The following is a 15,156-nucleotide window of genomic DNA, read 5'->3' as shown; positions in this document are numbered from 1 at the left end:
GTCGGAGATAAAAAATGCCCACCACCGTTCGCATCGGATGCGCCAGTGCATTCTGGGGAGACACCTCGACCGCCGCCGCGCAGTTAGTGGACGGCGGCAAGCTTGATTATCTGGTGTTCGATTACCTGGCCGAGATCACGATGTCGATCATGGCCGGGGCACGCATGAAGGACCCGCAAGCGGGTTTTGCCAGCGACTTCATCGACGTATTGACACCACTGCTGCCACAACTGGCCGAGCAGAACATCCGCGTGATCAGCAATGCCGGCGGGATCAATCCGCAAGCCTGCGCCGCCGCCCTGCAAGCGGCGTGCGACAAGGCCGGCGTCGCGCTGAAAATCGCCGTTTTACTCGGCGATGACCTGCAACCACGGTTCAAACAGCTCAGCGGCATCACCGAAATGTTCAGCGGCGCCGCGCTGCCGCCGATGTGCGTGTCAACCAACGCCTACCTTGGCGCGCCGGGCATTGTCGAAGCGCTGCGCCTGGGCGCTGACATTGTCATCACCGGGCGCGTGGTCGACAGCGCCGTGGTCAGCGCGGCGCTGGTGCACGAATTCGGCTGGTCGTGGCACGACTACGACAAACTCGCCCAGGCCGCGCTCGCCGGGCACATCATCGAATGCGGCGCGCAATGCACCGGCGGCAATTTCACCGATTGGCGCGAGGTGCCGGATTACGAACACATCGGCTTCCCGATCGTTGAGGTCAGCGCCGACAGCCAATTCATCGTCAGCAAGCCTGAAGGCAGCGGCGGACTGGTCACTACGCTGACCGTCGGCGAGCAAATGCTGTATGAAATCGGCGATCCCCAGGCCTATCTATTGCCCGATGTGGTCTGCGATTTCACCGAGGTCAAACTTCAGCAACAAGGCAAGCATGCCGTGCACGTCCACGGCGCCAAAGGCCTGCCGCCGAGCGATAAATACAAGGTCAGCGCCACCTATCCGGATGGTTTTCGTTGCACTGCCAGTTGCCTGATCGCCGGCATCGATGCGGTGGACAAGGCGCGACGCGTCAGTCAGGCGATCATCGACAAGACCTCGGAGATGTTCAGCCAGCGCGGCTTGGCGCCTTACAGCGAAACCAACATCGAACTGCTCGGTAGCGAAGCCACCTACGGCCCTCATGGTCAACGCCACGACAGCCGCGAAGTGGTGATCAAACTCGCTGTGCGCCACCCGAACAAACAGGCACTGCTGCTGTTCTCCCGGGAAATCGCCCAGGCTGCCACCGGCATGGCGCCGGGGCTGACCGGCATCGTCGGCGGGCGGCCAACGGTGTACCCGCTGATTCGTCTGTTTTCATTCCTGATCGATAAAAGCGCCTGCACCGTGCAGATCGATATGGCCGGTGAACGTTATCCATGCGCCCTGCCCTCGCTCAGCTCACTCGACAGCGCGGACTTGCCCCTGCCCCAGCAACCGCCCAAACCACTGGGCCGCGCCGATGCCAGCGTAGCGCTGGTGAAACTGGCCGTGGCGCGCTCCGGTGACAAGGGCAATCACAGCAACATCGGCGTGATGCCGCGCAAACCCGAATACCTGCCGTGGATCGCCGAAGCGCTGACCCCGGCCGTCGTGGTCGACTGGATGAGCCACGTGCTCGACCCGATCCACGGCCGGGTCGAACGCTGGTATTTGCCTGGCACCCACAGCCTCAACTTCCTTCTGGAAAACGCCCTTGGCGGCGGTGGCGTGGCCAGTCTGCGCATCGATCCGCAAGGCAAAGCCTTCGCCCAGCAACTGTTGGAAATCCAGATCCCGGTGCCGCAGAGCATCGCCGAACAGCTCGACTAGAGGATTGTTTGCATGGCTTACGCGTCGATTTTCAACGCCGAACTGTTCCACGGCCAGACCATCATCGTCACCGGGGGCGGCAGTGGCATTGGTCGCTGCACCGCCCATGAACTGGCAGCCCTCGGCGCCAATGTGCTGCTGGTCGGGCGCAAGCCGGAGAAACTGCAAAAGGTCGCCGCCGAAATCACCGAGGACGGTGGCCGGGCGCACTGGAAGGCTTGCGACATCCGCGATGAAGAAGCAGTGAAACAACTGATCAAGGAGCTGATCGCTGAGCACGGGCCGATCCACGGCCTGGTCAACAATGCTGGCGGCCAGTTCCCGTCGCCCCTGGCTTCGATCAATCAGAAAGGCTTCGAAACCGTGCTGCGCACCAACCTGGTCGGCGGTTTTCTGATGGCGCGGGAAGTGTTCAATCAGTCGATGAGCAAACACGGCGGCAACATCGTCAACATGCTCGCCGACATGTGGGGCGGCATGCCCGGCATGGGTCACTCCGGCGCCGCGCGTTCGGGCATGGACAACCTCACCAAGACCGCTGCGTTCGAATGGGGTTATGCCGGCGTGCGGGTCAACGCAGTGGCGCCGGGCTGGATTGCCTCCAGCGGCATGGACACTTATGAGGGGGCGTTCAAAGCGGTGATTCCGACCCTGCGCGAACACGTGCCGCTCAAGCGCATCGGCACCGAGTCGGAAGTCAGTGCGGCGATTGTGTTTTTGCTGAGCCCGGCCGCCGCGTTTATCAGCGGCAGCACTTTGAGAATCGATGGTGCGGCCAGCCTCGGCAGCCGTGCATGGCCGTTGCACAAGGCCAGCCACAGCGAGTCGTTCAACGGCTTCCATCGCGCGTATTTACCCGAAGTGCTGAAGGACAAGGAGTAAGCCATGCCGCAGATCCAGTCCCGGCTCGACCCGCACAGTGAGGACTTCGCCCGCAACCGGGCAGCCATGCTCGCGGCAATCGAACACGTACAGCAGCTCGAAAAAAACCTGCTGAACAAAGCCGCCGAGGCCAAAGCCAGGTTCGAAAAACGCGGACAGCTGTTGCCCCGTGAACGCCTGAACCTGTTGCTCGATCCCGGCGCGCCGTTTCTCGAACTGGCCAGCCTCGCCGGCTACAAGTTGCACGACGACAAGGACGGCAGCGCGGCCGGTGGCGGCTTGATCGCCGGCATCGGGTATGTGTCCGGCATCCGCGCGATGGTGGTCGCCAACAACAGCGCAATCAAGGGCGGGACGATCTCGCCCAGCGGCCTGAAAAAATCCCTGCGCCTGCAACAGATCGCCCAGGAAAACAAACTCCCGGTGATCACCCTCGCCGAAAGCGGCGGTGCCAATCTCAATTACGCCGCCGAGATTTTTGTCGAAGGCGCGCGCAGTTTTGCCAATCAGGCGCGGATGTCGGCAATGGGTTTGCCGCAGATTACCGTGGTACATGGTTCGGCCACGGCCGGTGGCGCTTATCAGCCGGGGTTGTCGGATTACGTGGTGGTGGTGCGCGGCAAGGCCAAGCTGTTTCTCGCCGGTCCGCCCCTGCTGAAAGCGGCCACCGGCGAAGTCGCCACCGATGAAGAACTCGGTGGCGCCGAGATGCACGCGCAAGTCGCCGGCACGGCTGAATACCTCGCTGAAAACGATGCCGACGGCGTGCGTCAGGTCCGTGAAATCCTCCGTATGCTGCCGTGGAACGAGCAACTGCCGTGGCTGCCGGAGCCGCAATACAAAGAGCCGCTCTACCCCATCGACGAGTTGCTCGGGCTGATCCCCGACGATCCGAAAAAGCCTTACGACGTGCGCGAAATCATCGCGCGCATCGCCGACGAATCGTGTTTCGTCGAATTCAAGGGCGAGTTCGATCAGCAAACCATTTGCGGCCAATTGAAGATTCAGGGCCGCGCCTGCGGTTTCATCGGCAACAACGGCCCGATCACGCCCAACGGTGCGAGCAAAGCGGCGCAGTTCATTCAACTGTGCGACCAGAGCCAGACACCGCTACTGTTCTTTCACAACACCACGGGCTTCATGGTCGGCACCGAATCCGAGCAACAAGGCGTGATCAAACACGGCTCGAAACTGATTCAAGCGGTGGCCAATGCGCGGGTGCCTAAACTGACCATCGTGGTCGGCGGTTCTTACGGTGCCGGTAACTATGCGATGTGCGGCCGCGGTCTCGATCCGCGCTTCATCTTCGCCTGGCCGAACAGTCGCACGGCGGTCATGGGCGGTGCGCAGGCCGGCAAGGTATTGCGCATCGTCACCGAAGCCAAGCAGCTCAAGGACGGCCTGACTCCGGACCCGAAAATGCTCGACATGCTCGAACAGGTCACCGCGCAGAAACTCGACAGCCAGTCCACCGCGCTCTATGGCAGCGCCAACCTGTGGGACGACGGGCTGATCGACCCGCGCGACACGCGCACCCTGCTCGGTTACCTGCTGGACATCTGCCACGAGGCCGACATTCGCACGTTACAACCCAACAGCTTCGGCGTCAGCCGCTTCTGACCGCCACGGACCCTACGGAGAACAATAACAATGATCTTCACCCCGGAACACGAAGCCCTGCGCCGTACCGTCCGCCAATTTGTCGAGCACGAGATCAATCCGCACGTCGACGAATGGGAAAAGGCCGGTCGCTTTCCGATCCACGAGATTTTCCGCAAGGCCGGCGACCTCGGCTTGCTGGGGATTTCCAAACCGGAAAAATTCGGCGGCATGGGTCTCGATTACAGCTATTCGATTGTCGCTGCCGAAGAGTTCGGCACCATCCATTGCGGCGGCATTCCGATGTCGATCGGCGTGCAGACCGACATGTGCACGCCGGCCCTCGCCCGCTTCGGCTCCGATGAATTGCGCGAAGAATTCCTGCGCCCGGCGATCACTGGCGAGCAGGTTGGCTGCATCGGCGTCTCTGAAGTCGGTGCCGGCTCCGATGTCGCCGGGCTGAAAACCACCGCGCGCAAGGACGGCGACGACTATGTGATCAACGGCAGCAAGATGTGGATCACCAACTCGCCGAGCGCCGATTTCATCTGTCTGCTGGCCAACACCTCGGACGACAAACCGCACATCAACAAGTCGCTGATCATGGTGCCGATGAACACGCCGGGGATCAGCCTCAGTTCGCACCTGGACAAGCTCGGCATGCGCAGCTCGGAAACCGCCCAGGTATTTTTCGACAACGTGCGTGTGCCGCAGCGCAACCGCATCGGTCATGAAGGCGCCGGGTTCATGATGCAGATGCTGCAATTCCAGGAAGAACGCCTGTTCGGTGCGGCAAACATGATCAAGGGTCTGGAATACTGCGTCGACAGCACCATCGAGTACTGCAAGGAGCGCAAAACCTTCGGCAATGCGCTGATCGACAATCAGGTCATCCACTTCCGCCTCGCCGAACTGCAGACCGAAATCGAATGCCTGCGCGCACTGGTCTATCAGGCCACCGAGCAATACGTGAAAGGCCAGGACGTCACGCGGCTGGCGTCGATGGCCAAGCTCAAGGCCGGGCGCCTCGGCCGTGAAGTCAGCGACAGCTGCCTGCAATATTGGGGCGGCATGGGTTTCATGTGGGACAACCCGGTGGCGCGCGCCTACCGCGATGTGCGGCTGGTATCGATTGGCGGCGGCGCCGACGAGATCATGTTGGGGATCATCTGCAAACTGATGGGCATCCTGCCGGGGAAAAAGAAATGAGCAGCCTGCCGCAATGCCAGACGCTATTGCTGGAACTGCATGGCGGCGTGCTGCACATCACCCTGCATCGGCCGGACAGTCGCAATGCGATGAGCCTGCAGATGGTCAGCGAACTGCGCGCGGTGCTGGCGGCTGTGCGCGATGATCGCGCTGTTCGGGCATTGGTGCTCAGCGGTGCCGGCGGGCATTTCTGTGCCGGCGGCGATATCAAGGACATGGCCAGCGCTCGCGCTCAAGGCGCCGAGGCTTATCGAGATTTGAATCGCGCATTCGGCGCCCTGCTGGAAGAAGCACAGTGCACGCCGCAAGTGCTGATCAGCGTGCTGCAAGGCGCGGTGCTTGGCGGTGGTTTCGGGCTGGCCTGTGTCAGCGACATCGCGATTGCCGATCATCAGGCGCAATTCGGTTTGCCGGAAACCAGTCTCGGCTTGCTGCCGGCGCAGATTGCGCCGTTTGTGGTGCAGCGCATCGGCCTCACCGAAACCCGTCGACTGGCACTGACCGCCGCACGTTTCGACGGGCATCAGGCACGGCGTCTGGGGCTGGTGCATTTTGTCGAGCAGGATGCGCAGGCACTTGCCGAGCGGCTCGATGAGGTGTTGCAGCATGTGCTGTGTTGCGCGCCGGAGGCGAATGCGATGACCAAGAAATTGCTCTTGGCGAGCGCCGGGCAGCCTTCAAGCGAATTGCTCGATGAGGCAGCGCAGTGGTTCAGCGAAGCGGTGACTGGCGCCGAAGGGATCGAGGGCACCATGGCTTTTGTGCAAAAGCGTAAACCGCGGTGGGCCAGCTAAAAGCTTCGCGAGCAGGCTCGCTCCCACAGGTTTTGTGAACGATGCAAATTCCTGTGGGAGCGAGCCTGCTCGCGAAGAGGCCAGCCAACCCACCGCCAAATACTCAGGAAGATCACTATGCCCGCCATCCACAAAATCCTGATCGCCAACCGCGGTGAAATCGCCTGCCGCATCCAGCGCACCGCTCAGGCTTTGGGTTACCGCACCGTCGCCGTTTTCAGCGACGCCGACGCCGATGCCCTGCACGTGCAAATGGCCGATCAAGCCGTGCGTATCGGCCCGGCGCCGGTGCAGCAGTCGTATCTGAACATCCCGGCGATCCTCGACGCCGCTCGCCGCAGCGGCGCCGACGCGATCCATCCCGGCTACGGTTTTCTCTCGGAAAACGCCGAGTTCGCCCGCGCCTGCGAACAAGCCGGGCTGATCTTCATCGGCCCCAGCGTCGAAGCCATCGAATTGATGGGCAGCAAACGCCGCTCAAAAATCGCTATGCTCGAAGCCGGCGTGCCGTGCATTGCCGGCTATCAGGGCGCGGAACAGGACGACGCCACCCTGCTGCGTGAAGCCGAGCGTATCGGCTACCCACTGATGATCAAGGCCAGTGCCGGCGGTGGCGGGCGCGGCATGCGTCTGCTGCACAACGCCGCTGATTTGCCGGCGCAACTGCGTACCGCGCGCTCCGAAGCATTGAACGCTTTCGGCAGCGACGAATTGATTCTTGAACAGGCGCTGATCGAACCGCGGCATGTCGAAGTGCAGCTGTTCGGCGACCGGCACGGCAACCTGATCTACCTCGGCGAACGCGACTGTTCGATCCAGCGCCGCCATCAGAAAGTCATCGAGGAAGCGCCCTGCCCGGTGATGACCGCCGAGTTGCGCCAAGCCATGGGTGAAGCAGCATTACAGGCCGGGCGTGCAGTGAACTATGTCGGCGCCGGCACCGTTGAGTTTCTGCTCGATGCGCGCGGACAGTTCTACTTTCTGGAGATGAACACGCGCCTGCAAGTCGAGCACCCGGTGACTGAACTGATTACCGGGCTGGATCTGGTCGCTTGGCAATTGCTGGTTGCCGAGGGACAGCCGTTGCCGCTGACTCAAGAACAAGTCCAGCTCACCGGCCATGCCATGGAGGTGCGGCTTTACGCCGAAGATCCCGCCCACGACTTCCTCCCGCAAACCGGTCGAGTAGAAGCCTGGGAGCCGGCGCTGCAGCACGGTGCGCGAATCGATCATGGTTTGCTTGAAGGGCAATCGGTCAGCCCGTTCTATGACCCGATGCTCGGTAAGCTGATCGCCTTCGGCGCCACTCGCGAGGAAGCGCGCCGCAAACTGCTGCGCGCGGTACAGGACACGGTGTTATTGGGCGTACAGAGCAATCAGCGCCTGCTCGCCAGCCTGCTGCAACACCCGCAATTCATCAGCGGTGAATTCAGTACCGCCTTCATCGCTCGGCACTTCAGTGATCACCCTTGTTTGCACCGCTACATTCCGGATGCCGAGCAGTTGGCGATCGCAACGGTGCTTTTCTATCAAACCAGCGCCCGCAACCACCGTGCGCCACTTAACGGCTGGCGCAATAACGCCAATGTGCCGCTGCATTATCGCCTCGATCTTGATGATCAGACCTGGGCCGTGCAACTGCTCGCTGAGGCACACGGCGTATTCAACGTGCAGGTCGCCGAACGCACACTCGAATTGAAGCTCATCGACCATGATGCGCAGTCAGTGACGCTGGAAATCGACGGTTTACGCCAGCGTCACGCCTATCGGCTCGATGCCGGGCACCTCTGGTTGTTCAGCCATCCCGGCAGTTTGTGCCTCGATAATCGAACTCATGCCGTGATCGGCAGTCAGACCAGCGCCAGTTCAGGCACTCTGAAAGCGCCGATGGACGGTGCCATCGTCGACGTACTGGTCAGCGAAGGCAGTGCGGTCAGCAAAGGTCAGTTGCTGGTGGTGCTGGAGGCAATGAAAATGGAGCATCCGCTCACGGCCGGCATCGACGGCGTGCTCACGCGGGTGCAGGTCAAGGTCGGCGATCAGGTAAAAAATCGTCAGGTTCTGTTGCAGGTCGAGTAGTCGCCCACACACCCCTGCGGGTTTTGACTACGCTCTGAGTTATCAGAACGCGGAAATCAGGAACCCTGCGATGCCCCACTGGCTGGTCATAGATCTGGAAGCCACCACCGATGAGGGTGGCTGGCCGGTCACCGAAATGGAAATTATCGAGATCGGCGCCACCCTGGTTGATCGCGCCGGGCGCGAGCAGGATCACTTCCAGCGCTTCGTCAAACCGACGCGACGGCCGTTGCTGACGCCTTTCTGTCGTGAACTGACGCACATCACTCAGGCCAATATCGACTCGGCACAGCCGTTGACTGAAGTCTGGCCGGCGTTCGAACGCTGGCTCGCGCAACATCAGGCACGTCTTGAAGGCTGGGCCAGTTGGGGCGATTACGACCGCAAGCAATTGCTCCAGGAATGGCAGCGCCTGCACATCGACAGCGGCTTGAGCCGAGTGCCACACATGAACCTCAAACAACGCTTCGCCAAGGCTCGACGCCTGGAACGGCCGCTGGGCCTCAACGGCGCGCTGCAGCTGGCCGGCATGCAGTTCAGCGGCCAGCAGCATCGGGCGCTGGAAGATGCGCGCAACACCGCGCGGTTATTGCCACTGGTCTTGCCACTCTAGGGTCAATTCGAGAACTCAGCGGACAGATGCCGGGCAGGTGACGGCGCGAAAAGCCTTGTGCATACTGGCCGCCTCCAATTTCTAACCCTTTTCGAGGAATCGCCCATGTTTAAAGTCAACGAGTACTTCGACGGCACCGTCAAGTCGATCGCCTTTGGCACCGCTGAGGGTCCGGCGACCATCGGCGTCATGGCCCCGGGCGAATACGAATTCGGCACCGCTCAGCGTGAAATCATGCACGTGGTTTCCGGCGCACTGACCGTCAAACTGCCCGACAGCAGCGATTGGGAAACCTTCGCCGCCGGCAGCCAGTTCAACGTCCCGGCCAACAGCAAGTTCCAGCTGAAGGTTGCGGTCGACACCGCTTACCTGTGCGAATACCGCGGCTAAAGCAACGGTTTCACTGCACCAACAAAAATGCCCGTGTCCAAGGACACGGGCATTTTTCGTTTCAGTGGCCGATTACTCGAGAATCTCCACCGGCATGCCGACTTCAAGTCGGCCATTGCTGTCATTGACCAGATTCTGCCCGAACATTGCGCCATCAGCTTCGGCACGGTATTTCTGCAAAGTGGCCAGCGGCTCGCGATCGGCACTGCGCTCACCGGTTTGCGGGTCGATGGTGGTGAGGATGCAACGTGCGCACGACTTGACCACGCGAAACTCGACGTCACCGATGCGAATGCGCTTCCAACTGTCTTCTGCATAGGCAGCACTGTTTTCAATCACCAGATTCGGCCGAAAACGCAACATTTCCAATGGTCGTCCGACCTTTTGCGAAAGGTCCTGCAGAGAGGCCTCGCCGATCAACAACAGCGGAAATCCGTCAGCGAACGCGACCTGATCGTCATCTTTGCCGAAGCCCGCCTGAGTGGACCGGGCGCGATCCAGCGGCACCTGCACCAGCCGGGTCGGCTTGCCGATGAAATCACTGACCCAGCGCGCCGCCTCATCACCGGCATCCGGCACGCGCAAGGTGTCACGCCAGATCGTCACGCCACGCAGTTCGGCGTTGTCGCCCGGCAAGGCGATGTCGATGGAGGACCGTTCAGGTGCGCTCAGGGTCAGACCGCCCTGTGCATTCCACAGGGCCGACAATTGACTCATCTTCGCTTCGGCGCGCTGGGTCAGGAAGCGGCCGCTGGCTTCGTCCACGAGCATCCAGCGTCGATCGCCATCAAGCCCCAGCTTGTCGAGATCAACGCTTTGCAGCACATCGACCTTGCCGGATTTCAACGGGTAACGATAAAGCGCGCTCAGACGCAACATGGCCAGCTCCCTGGAGAATAAAAACGCCACCCTATACGAGCTTTATCCGCGAATCAAAGCCAGAATTTGCGCACTGCATATCCCATGTGGGGGTGATGATCAGGCGGGTACTTCGTCGAGCATCAGGCGCTGGCGCACCACGTCGACCAATTTGTCCGGCTGGAACTTGGAGAGGAAGTTGTCGCAGCCGACCTTCTTCACCATCGAGTCATTGAAGCTGCCAGACAGCGAAGTGTGCAGTACCACGTACAAACCACGCAGACGCGGATCGTTACGAATTTCGGTAGTCAGACGATAGCCGTCCATCTCCGGCATTTCCGCATCGGTGAAGATCATCAGCAGCTTGTCGGTCATGTTCACCCCGGTATCGGCCCAGGCCTTGAGCATGTTCAGCGCCTTCAGGCCATCGCTGGCGATGTGCATTTTCACCCCGAGCTGGCCAAGGGTGTCGCGCAACTGCGAGAGCGCCACGTTGGAGTCGTCCACCAGCAGCACCTCACGACCACGGGCGCGCTCCAGTACCGGATCATCGAGTTTTTCACGCGAGACCTTGGCGTTGTACGGGACGATTTCGGCGAGGACTTTCTCGACGTCGATGATTTCCACCAGTTGATCGTCAACCTTGCTGATCGCGGTCAGATAGTGCTGACGCCCGGCGCTGGTCGGTGGCGGCAGGATGGCTTCCCAGTTCATGTTGACGATGCGGTCCACACCGCCCACCAGGAAGGCCTGCACCGAGCGGTTGTATTCGGTAACGATGATGGTGCTGTTCGGCCCCGGTACCAACGGACGCATACCGATCGCCTGCGACAGGTCAATGACTGGCAAGGTCTGACCGCGCAGATTGACCACACCGCACACAAACGGATGACGCTGCGGCATCAAGGTCAGTTTTGGCAGCTGCAGTACTTCCTGAACCTTGAACACGTTGATTGCGAACAACTGCCGCCCGGCCAACCGAAACATGAGAATTTCCAGGCGATTCTCACCCACCAGTTGCGTGCGTTGGTCTACCGTGTCGAGAATGCCGGCCATCAATGACTCCTGGGCTTGTTCTGATGAATTCACTATGTGAGGTTATCGGCGGCAAATGGCAGTTCTTGATTGCCATACCCGACCCTCTCAAAAATGCCATGAACAGGCATTGATGTCACATTAACATCATGCTTTACTGGCCCGGTGATTTTCATCTGCTACATTCTCTTCGGCGCGACCTCGGTTTGCACGTTAGGTTCCCGCGCCTAAGGGATTCCCCTAGTATCAATCAGGCCCAACCTGATATTCGCAATATCCAATAGCCATTAATGTGACGCCATTCTCATTGCATGAACGGAGTCAGGCTATTGTGTGCGATCGCAGTTCAGTGGAAACAAGCCCCCTGGAACCTCTCAGTCTGTGCACTTGCACGGCTGGGCGCGATCTCCCGACGATTCACGATCGTCGTCACACACGGCATTCCCTCATCAGACATGACGTTGTGGAGATAAGCATGCCAATGGACCGCAAAGAGTGGGTACAACGCTTCCCCGAATTCCTTGTCGAGGCCGAGCAACTCCTGGCCAAGTCCGAAGAATGCCTCAGCCATCTGCAACTGATCAGCAACGACAAGGACGCCATCGAGTGCATCCTCAGCACTCTCCTCAAGCTCGCACGCCGGGCTGAAGCCCTGGCGCTGGAGGCGATTTCCGAATTTTCCCTGCACATTTACAGCCTGCTCAACCTCAATCAGGATCATGTCGACCTTCACGAACAGGCCCTGCAAGCCTTGCAGGATTGCTTCACGTTGATGGCCTGGCAGCTTGAACTGGTCGATCAGCAGACCGGGCAACTGAGTCTTGATGACAGTGAGCAGATTTCACTGATCGAAGCATTCGCCTTCCAGGTCGGCCAAAGTCGGCTTCAGCCGCCGTTGACCGGCAAACGTTTGCCCCAATTGCCCTATTCGGGGCGGGCCTGAGCAACCCACTGGGTCCAAGCAGGGACTGGGTACACACTCTGAATGTCGTAATTGAACAGTTCATACCTGCCAACGACAATCGAATTAAATAATCAGCTCTGACAGCCACGAATAATTTCCGCCGGCCTCAGGGTTTGCCTGTGTGTCAAGACGCACAACTTCAGGCAACACCGACATCCTGTCGAACACAATAAATTGACTTTTCCATTATGGAACTTGCGTCCAATGTCATGTATTTCCTGACCCAATGGACATATATAGCAAGCGCGACCAACGGTATCTTAAGTGGTATTATGCCGCGCACTAGTTGCTTTCAAATTAATGGCACAGTGATTTCATAAGTCGCTGTGCACTGAAGTTGGCGGTCAACACATTCACTGAACCGCGTTGAAATCAATAACATAATTGACAGCATTTTCAGACAGAGATCCGCCAGCCTCCGGCCGGTCTGCCCGCAGCGAACATCCATTGGCTCCATCCGTTATGTACGCCAGTCTCAAGTCAATCACTACATGGCCACCCTCCCGGGAAAATGCTCGCCGGTTCACACTCATACTCTGTGTTGCGGCAACGCTCGGCAGTCTGCTGACCTACGCTCTTTCAACACCACTTTGCCTGGGATTGCTGCTGCTCGATATCGCGGCTACTGCGTGTGTCTGGGTGCAATATCGACTGTCACGCAAATCGATCAAATTCCAGCCACAGGAACTCGCTGACCGCTTGCTGGAAGTCCAGGAAAACGAGCGCCATCGCCTCAGCCGCGAACTGCACGATGATATCGGCCAACTGCTGACGGCCGCCAAACTGCAGAGCGAATGGCTCAAGCGACGCATGCCGGACGACCTGCAGGAACAATGCACGGCGTTGTGCGACACGCTCGAAGAAACCCTCAACAAAGTGCGCGACGTTTCAGCCATTCTCAATCCACGCCAATTGACCAGCCTGGGACTTGAAGCCAGCCTGCGGGCGCACCTGCTCAAGACATTGGCCAACACCAGCGTGCACTGGAGCCTCGACTGCCAGCAACGGCTCAATGGCATTCCGGAAGAAATGGCGGTTGCCGCCTTCCGTATCACCCAAGAGGCTGTTACCAATATCCTGCGTCACGCACAGGCGAAAAACCTGGTGATACGCGTGCAACGTCTGCCCAAAGGCCTGACATTGCTGATCAGCGATGACGGCCTGGGTTTCGCCCCGGCGGCCAACCCGGGTCGTGAAGGACAACGAGGCATGGCCGGGATGGCCGAACGAATCGAGCAACTGGGTGGCACCCTGAACGTTATCAGCGAACCGGGCAAAGGCACTCAAATCGAAGCACTCTTCCCCTGGGCGCCACGCGCACTCGAGCGGGCCAGTACGAATAAGGTTATGCGTTGACTTGCAACTTACTTCTGGTGGATGACCACTCGCTGATCAGGGCCGGCGTGCGCGCTCTGGTGCTGGATATTCCCGGTTACGCGGTGATTGGCGAGGCCAATGACGGTTCGCAGTTGCTCGAGATGGTCGAGCAACTGGATCCGGATATCGTGTTGCTGGATATCTCCATGAAAGAAACCGGTGGCCTGGAAGCCCTGCAACGGCTCAAGCGGGTGCGCCCGCAGAGCAAGGTGCTGATCCTGTCGATGCACACCGATCCGGCGCTGATCATGCAGGCACTGGAATCCGGTGCCCACGGCTACCTGCTCAAGGACACCACGGCCACCGAACTCGAACATGCACTAGAAGCCTTGCGCAACAATGAGCGCTACCTGAGTCCGGCCATCGCCCATACCGTGATCAATCAAGCCCTGACCCGCAATCAGAAGCAGCCGCCGGAGACTGCCGACTCGCACAATCTGACAGCGCGCCAACTGGAAATCCTGCGCTTGATCGTGCGCGGAAAATCCACCCGGGAAATCGCCAATGGCCTCGGGTTGAGCATCAAGACTGTCGAGACCCACCGCTCACAAATCATGAAGCGTCTGCAGATCTATGACGTGGCGGGCCTGGTACTGTTCGCCGTGCGCGAACAGATCATCAGTCTGGACGACTGACCAACCCCGCGCTGCTCAACAATGGTGAATGCTCCGGCAAATGCACACGCAACGCTGCGGGACGTGCCTCGAATCGCATGCTGTCACCTTCCAGCGGTTCGCCATCAAGATTGATGCACAGCCCCTCGGCCACCTTGATTTCGACCCATGGCAAACGGGTGCGAACAAACATGTTGTCGATTCCGAAACCATCGCTGAGCAGCGTCTTCAAGGTGCCCACCAATTCCTGTGGCGCCGGCAGAATGCTGATATCCAGCAAGCCATCATCGGCCAGCGCCTCCGGGCACAATACGTGCCCACCGCCGGCTTGCCGGCCATTGCCGATGCCCAGCGCCAACAACTCGCCACGCCAGTGAAAATCCGGTCCCTGAAGTTCGCCATAAGCGGCATGCAGCTCACTGAATCGTGACAAGCCAGTGAATAGGTAAGCGGCACCGCCAAGTACTTTTTTCAGGTCCTCGGAAGTATTGGCCGTGACCTGGCTGCCAAAACCACCCGTGGCCATGTTGAGAAAAATCTGTCCGCCCACTTCGCCCAGATCGATTGCACGCGGGGGCACATCGAGCAGCTCAAGGGCTTCGGCAGGCTCCAGTGGCACGCCAGCGGCGCGGGAAAAATCGTTGGCAGTGCCCAGGGGCAAGAGTACCAGGCTGGCTTTGCCAGGATGTGCAGCGAGCGCTTCGGCGATGTCGCGCAAGGTGCCATCGCCGCCGCCGGCAATGATTTTCGTGTAGCCGTCAGCCAAGGCTTGTTCGACCCAGCGCTGCGCATCCCCCGCCTCCCAGGTCAGACGCACGGCCAGCTCCCAGCCTTGCTTGCGCTTGTCCTCGACGGCGGTGCGTACCGCCTCGTTGAGTGCCTGCTTGCCATGCAGAATCAACAGCGCGCGGCGTTCACTCATTTCATCACTCCCAAATCGTTC

14 protein-coding genes are annotated in these 15,156 nt (G+C 59.9%); 11 read left to right on the top strand and 3 right to left on the bottom strand.

The annotated features are described in order from the left end of the window. Positions 1-14: 14 nt before the first annotated feature. From QZR14_RS18785 to ppnP, 8 genes are all read left to right on the top strand, one after another. Complete coding sequence (locus QZR14_RS18785; RefSeq protein ID WP_311997372.1) at positions 15-1,799, top strand: acyclic terpene utilization AtuA family protein; 1,785 nt, start codon at positions 15-17, stop codon at positions 1,797-1,799. A gap of 12 nt (positions 1,800-1,811) precedes the next feature. After that, positions 1,812-2,681: an SDR family oxidoreductase gene (locus tag QZR14_RS18780; RefSeq protein WP_311997371.1), complete on the top strand. Its 870-nt coding sequence runs from the start codon at positions 1,812-1,814 to the stop codon at positions 2,679-2,681. Positions 2,682-2,684: 3 nt separating this feature from the next. Further along, positions 2,685-4,301, top strand: coding sequence for a geranyl-CoA carboxylase subunit beta (atuC, locus tag QZR14_RS18775; protein WP_311997370.1), 1,617 nt, complete (start codon positions 2,685-2,687; stop codon positions 4,299-4,301). A 30-nt stretch (positions 4,302-4,331) separates the two neighbouring features. Beyond that, complete coding sequence (gene atuD / locus QZR14_RS18770; RefSeq protein ID WP_007908685.1) at positions 4,332-5,489, top strand: citronellyl-CoA dehydrogenase; 1,158 nt, start codon at positions 4,332-4,334, stop codon at positions 5,487-5,489. Further along, positions 5,486-6,283: an enoyl-CoA hydratase/isomerase family protein gene (locus tag QZR14_RS18765; protein WP_311997369.1), complete on the top strand. Its 798-nt coding sequence runs from the start codon at positions 5,486-5,488 to the stop codon at positions 6,281-6,283. The genes atuD and QZR14_RS18765 overlap by 4 nt, the downstream gene beginning before the upstream one ends. Positions 6,284-6,400: 117 nt before the next feature. Beyond that, positions 6,401-8,362: an acetyl/propionyl/methylcrotonyl-CoA carboxylase subunit alpha gene (locus QZR14_RS18760; protein ID WP_311997368.1), complete on the top strand. Its 1,962-nt coding sequence runs from the start codon at positions 6,401-6,403 to the stop codon at positions 8,360-8,362. 70 nt (positions 8,363-8,432) lie between these two features. Continuing rightward, positions 8,433-8,975: an exonuclease domain-containing protein gene (locus QZR14_RS18755; protein WP_311997367.1), complete on the top strand. Its 543-nt coding sequence runs from the start codon at positions 8,433-8,435 to the stop codon at positions 8,973-8,975. Positions 8,976-9,080: 105 nt separating this feature from the next. After that, a complete protein-coding gene (gene ppnP / locus QZR14_RS18750) occupies positions 9,081-9,365 on the top strand; it encodes a pyrimidine/purine nucleoside phosphorylase (protein WP_003226701.1) in 285 nt (94 codons plus the stop codon). A gap of 72 nt (positions 9,366-9,437) precedes the next feature. Here ppnP and QZR14_RS18745 read toward each other — a convergent pair whose 3' ends face one another. Together QZR14_RS18745 and QZR14_RS18740 are read right to left on the bottom strand one after the other, a co-directional pair. Next, on the bottom strand, positions 9,438-10,244 hold the full coding sequence (locus QZR14_RS18745) for an MOSC domain-containing protein (protein ID WP_311997366.1): 807 nt from the start codon (positions 10,242-10,244) through the stop codon (positions 9,438-9,440). 99 nt (positions 10,245-10,343) lie between these two features. Further along, positions 10,344-11,279 carry a chemotaxis protein CheV gene (locus tag QZR14_RS18740; protein WP_064391361.1) on the bottom strand — a complete coding sequence of 312 codons (936 nt, stop codon included), beginning with the start codon at positions 11,277-11,279 and terminating at the stop codon, positions 10,344-10,346. 454 nt (positions 11,280-11,733) lie between these two features. Here QZR14_RS18740 and QZR14_RS18735 point away from each other — a divergent pair, with 454 nt between their 5' ends. The 3 genes from QZR14_RS18735 (at position 11,734) to QZR14_RS18725 (ending at position 14,234) form a co-directional block, all read left to right on the top strand. Then, a complete protein-coding gene (locus QZR14_RS18735) occupies positions 11,734-12,201 on the top strand; it encodes a hypothetical protein (protein ID WP_250606114.1) in 468 nt (155 codons plus the stop codon). A gap of 483 nt (positions 12,202-12,684) precedes the next feature. Next, entirely contained in the window at positions 12,685-13,578 is an 894-nt protein-coding gene (locus QZR14_RS18730) for a sensor histidine kinase (RefSeq protein ID WP_250606158.1), read from the top strand. Next, complete coding sequence (locus QZR14_RS18725; protein WP_250606113.1) at positions 13,575-14,234, top strand: response regulator; 660 nt, start codon at positions 13,575-13,577, stop codon at positions 14,232-14,234. Before QZR14_RS18730 ends, QZR14_RS18725 begins: the two co-directional genes overlap by 4 nt. Here QZR14_RS18725 and yegS read toward each other — a convergent pair. Beyond that, the gene (gene yegS / locus QZR14_RS18720; protein WP_311997365.1) at positions 14,218-15,135 is read right to left on the bottom strand and encodes a lipid kinase YegS; all 918 of its coding nucleotides are present in this window, start codon (positions 15,133-15,135) and stop codon (positions 14,218-14,220) included. The two genes, QZR14_RS18725 and yegS, sit on opposite strands and share 17 nt — an antisense overlap. Positions 15,136-15,156: the final 21 nt, after the last annotated feature.

This window comes from Pseudomonas sp. rhizo66, assembly GCF_031931925.1.
GTDB lineage: Bacteria > Pseudomonadota > Gammaproteobacteria > Pseudomonadales > Pseudomonadaceae > Aquipseudomonas.
The sequence above is the reverse complement of the archived record's forward strand: the minus strand, read 5'-3'. Positions and strand labels throughout refer to the sequence as shown.

Bases quoted from the DNA above. Each gene is read 5' to 3' on its own strand.
- atuD (WP_007908685.1), top strand. From the start codon at position 4,332: ATGATCTTCACCCCGGAACACGAAGCCCTGCGCCGTACCGTCCGCCAA.
- QZR14_RS18745 (WP_311997366.1), bottom strand. From the start codon at position 10,244: ATGTTGCGTCTGAGCGCGCTTTATCGTTACCCGTTGAAATCCGGCAAG.
- QZR14_RS18740 (WP_064391361.1), bottom strand. From the start codon at position 11,279: ATGGCCGGCATTCTCGACACGGTAGACCAACGCACGCAACTGGTGGGT.
- QZR14_RS18730 (WP_250606158.1), top strand. From the start codon at position 12,685: ATGTACGCCAGTCTCAAGTCAATCACTACATGGCCACCCTCCCGGGAA.
- QZR14_RS18755 (WP_311997367.1), top strand. From the start codon at position 8,433: ATGCCCCACTGGCTGGTCATAGATCTGGAAGCCACCACCGATGAGGGT.
- QZR14_RS18765 (WP_311997369.1), top strand. From the start codon at position 5,486: ATGAGCAGCCTGCCGCAATGCCAGACGCTATTGCTGGAACTGCATGGC.
- QZR14_RS18785 (WP_311997372.1), top strand. From the start codon at position 15: ATGCCCACCACCGTTCGCATCGGATGCGCCAGTGCATTCTGGGGAGAC.
- QZR14_RS18735 (WP_250606114.1), top strand. From the start codon at position 11,734: ATGCCAATGGACCGCAAAGAGTGGGTACAACGCTTCCCCGAATTCCTT.
- QZR14_RS18760 (WP_311997368.1), top strand. From the start codon at position 6,401: ATGCCCGCCATCCACAAAATCCTGATCGCCAACCGCGGTGAAATCGCC.
- QZR14_RS18780 (WP_311997371.1), top strand. From the start codon at position 1,812: ATGGCTTACGCGTCGATTTTCAACGCCGAACTGTTCCACGGCCAGACC.
- atuC (WP_311997370.1), top strand. From the start codon at position 2,685: ATGCCGCAGATCCAGTCCCGGCTCGACCCGCACAGTGAGGACTTCGCC.
- yegS (WP_311997365.1), bottom strand. From the start codon at position 15,135: ATGAGTGAACGCCGCGCGCTGTTGATTCTGCATGGCAAGCAGGCACTC.
- ppnP (WP_003226701.1), top strand. From the start codon at position 9,081: ATGTTTAAAGTCAACGAGTACTTCGACGGCACCGTCAAGTCGATCGCC.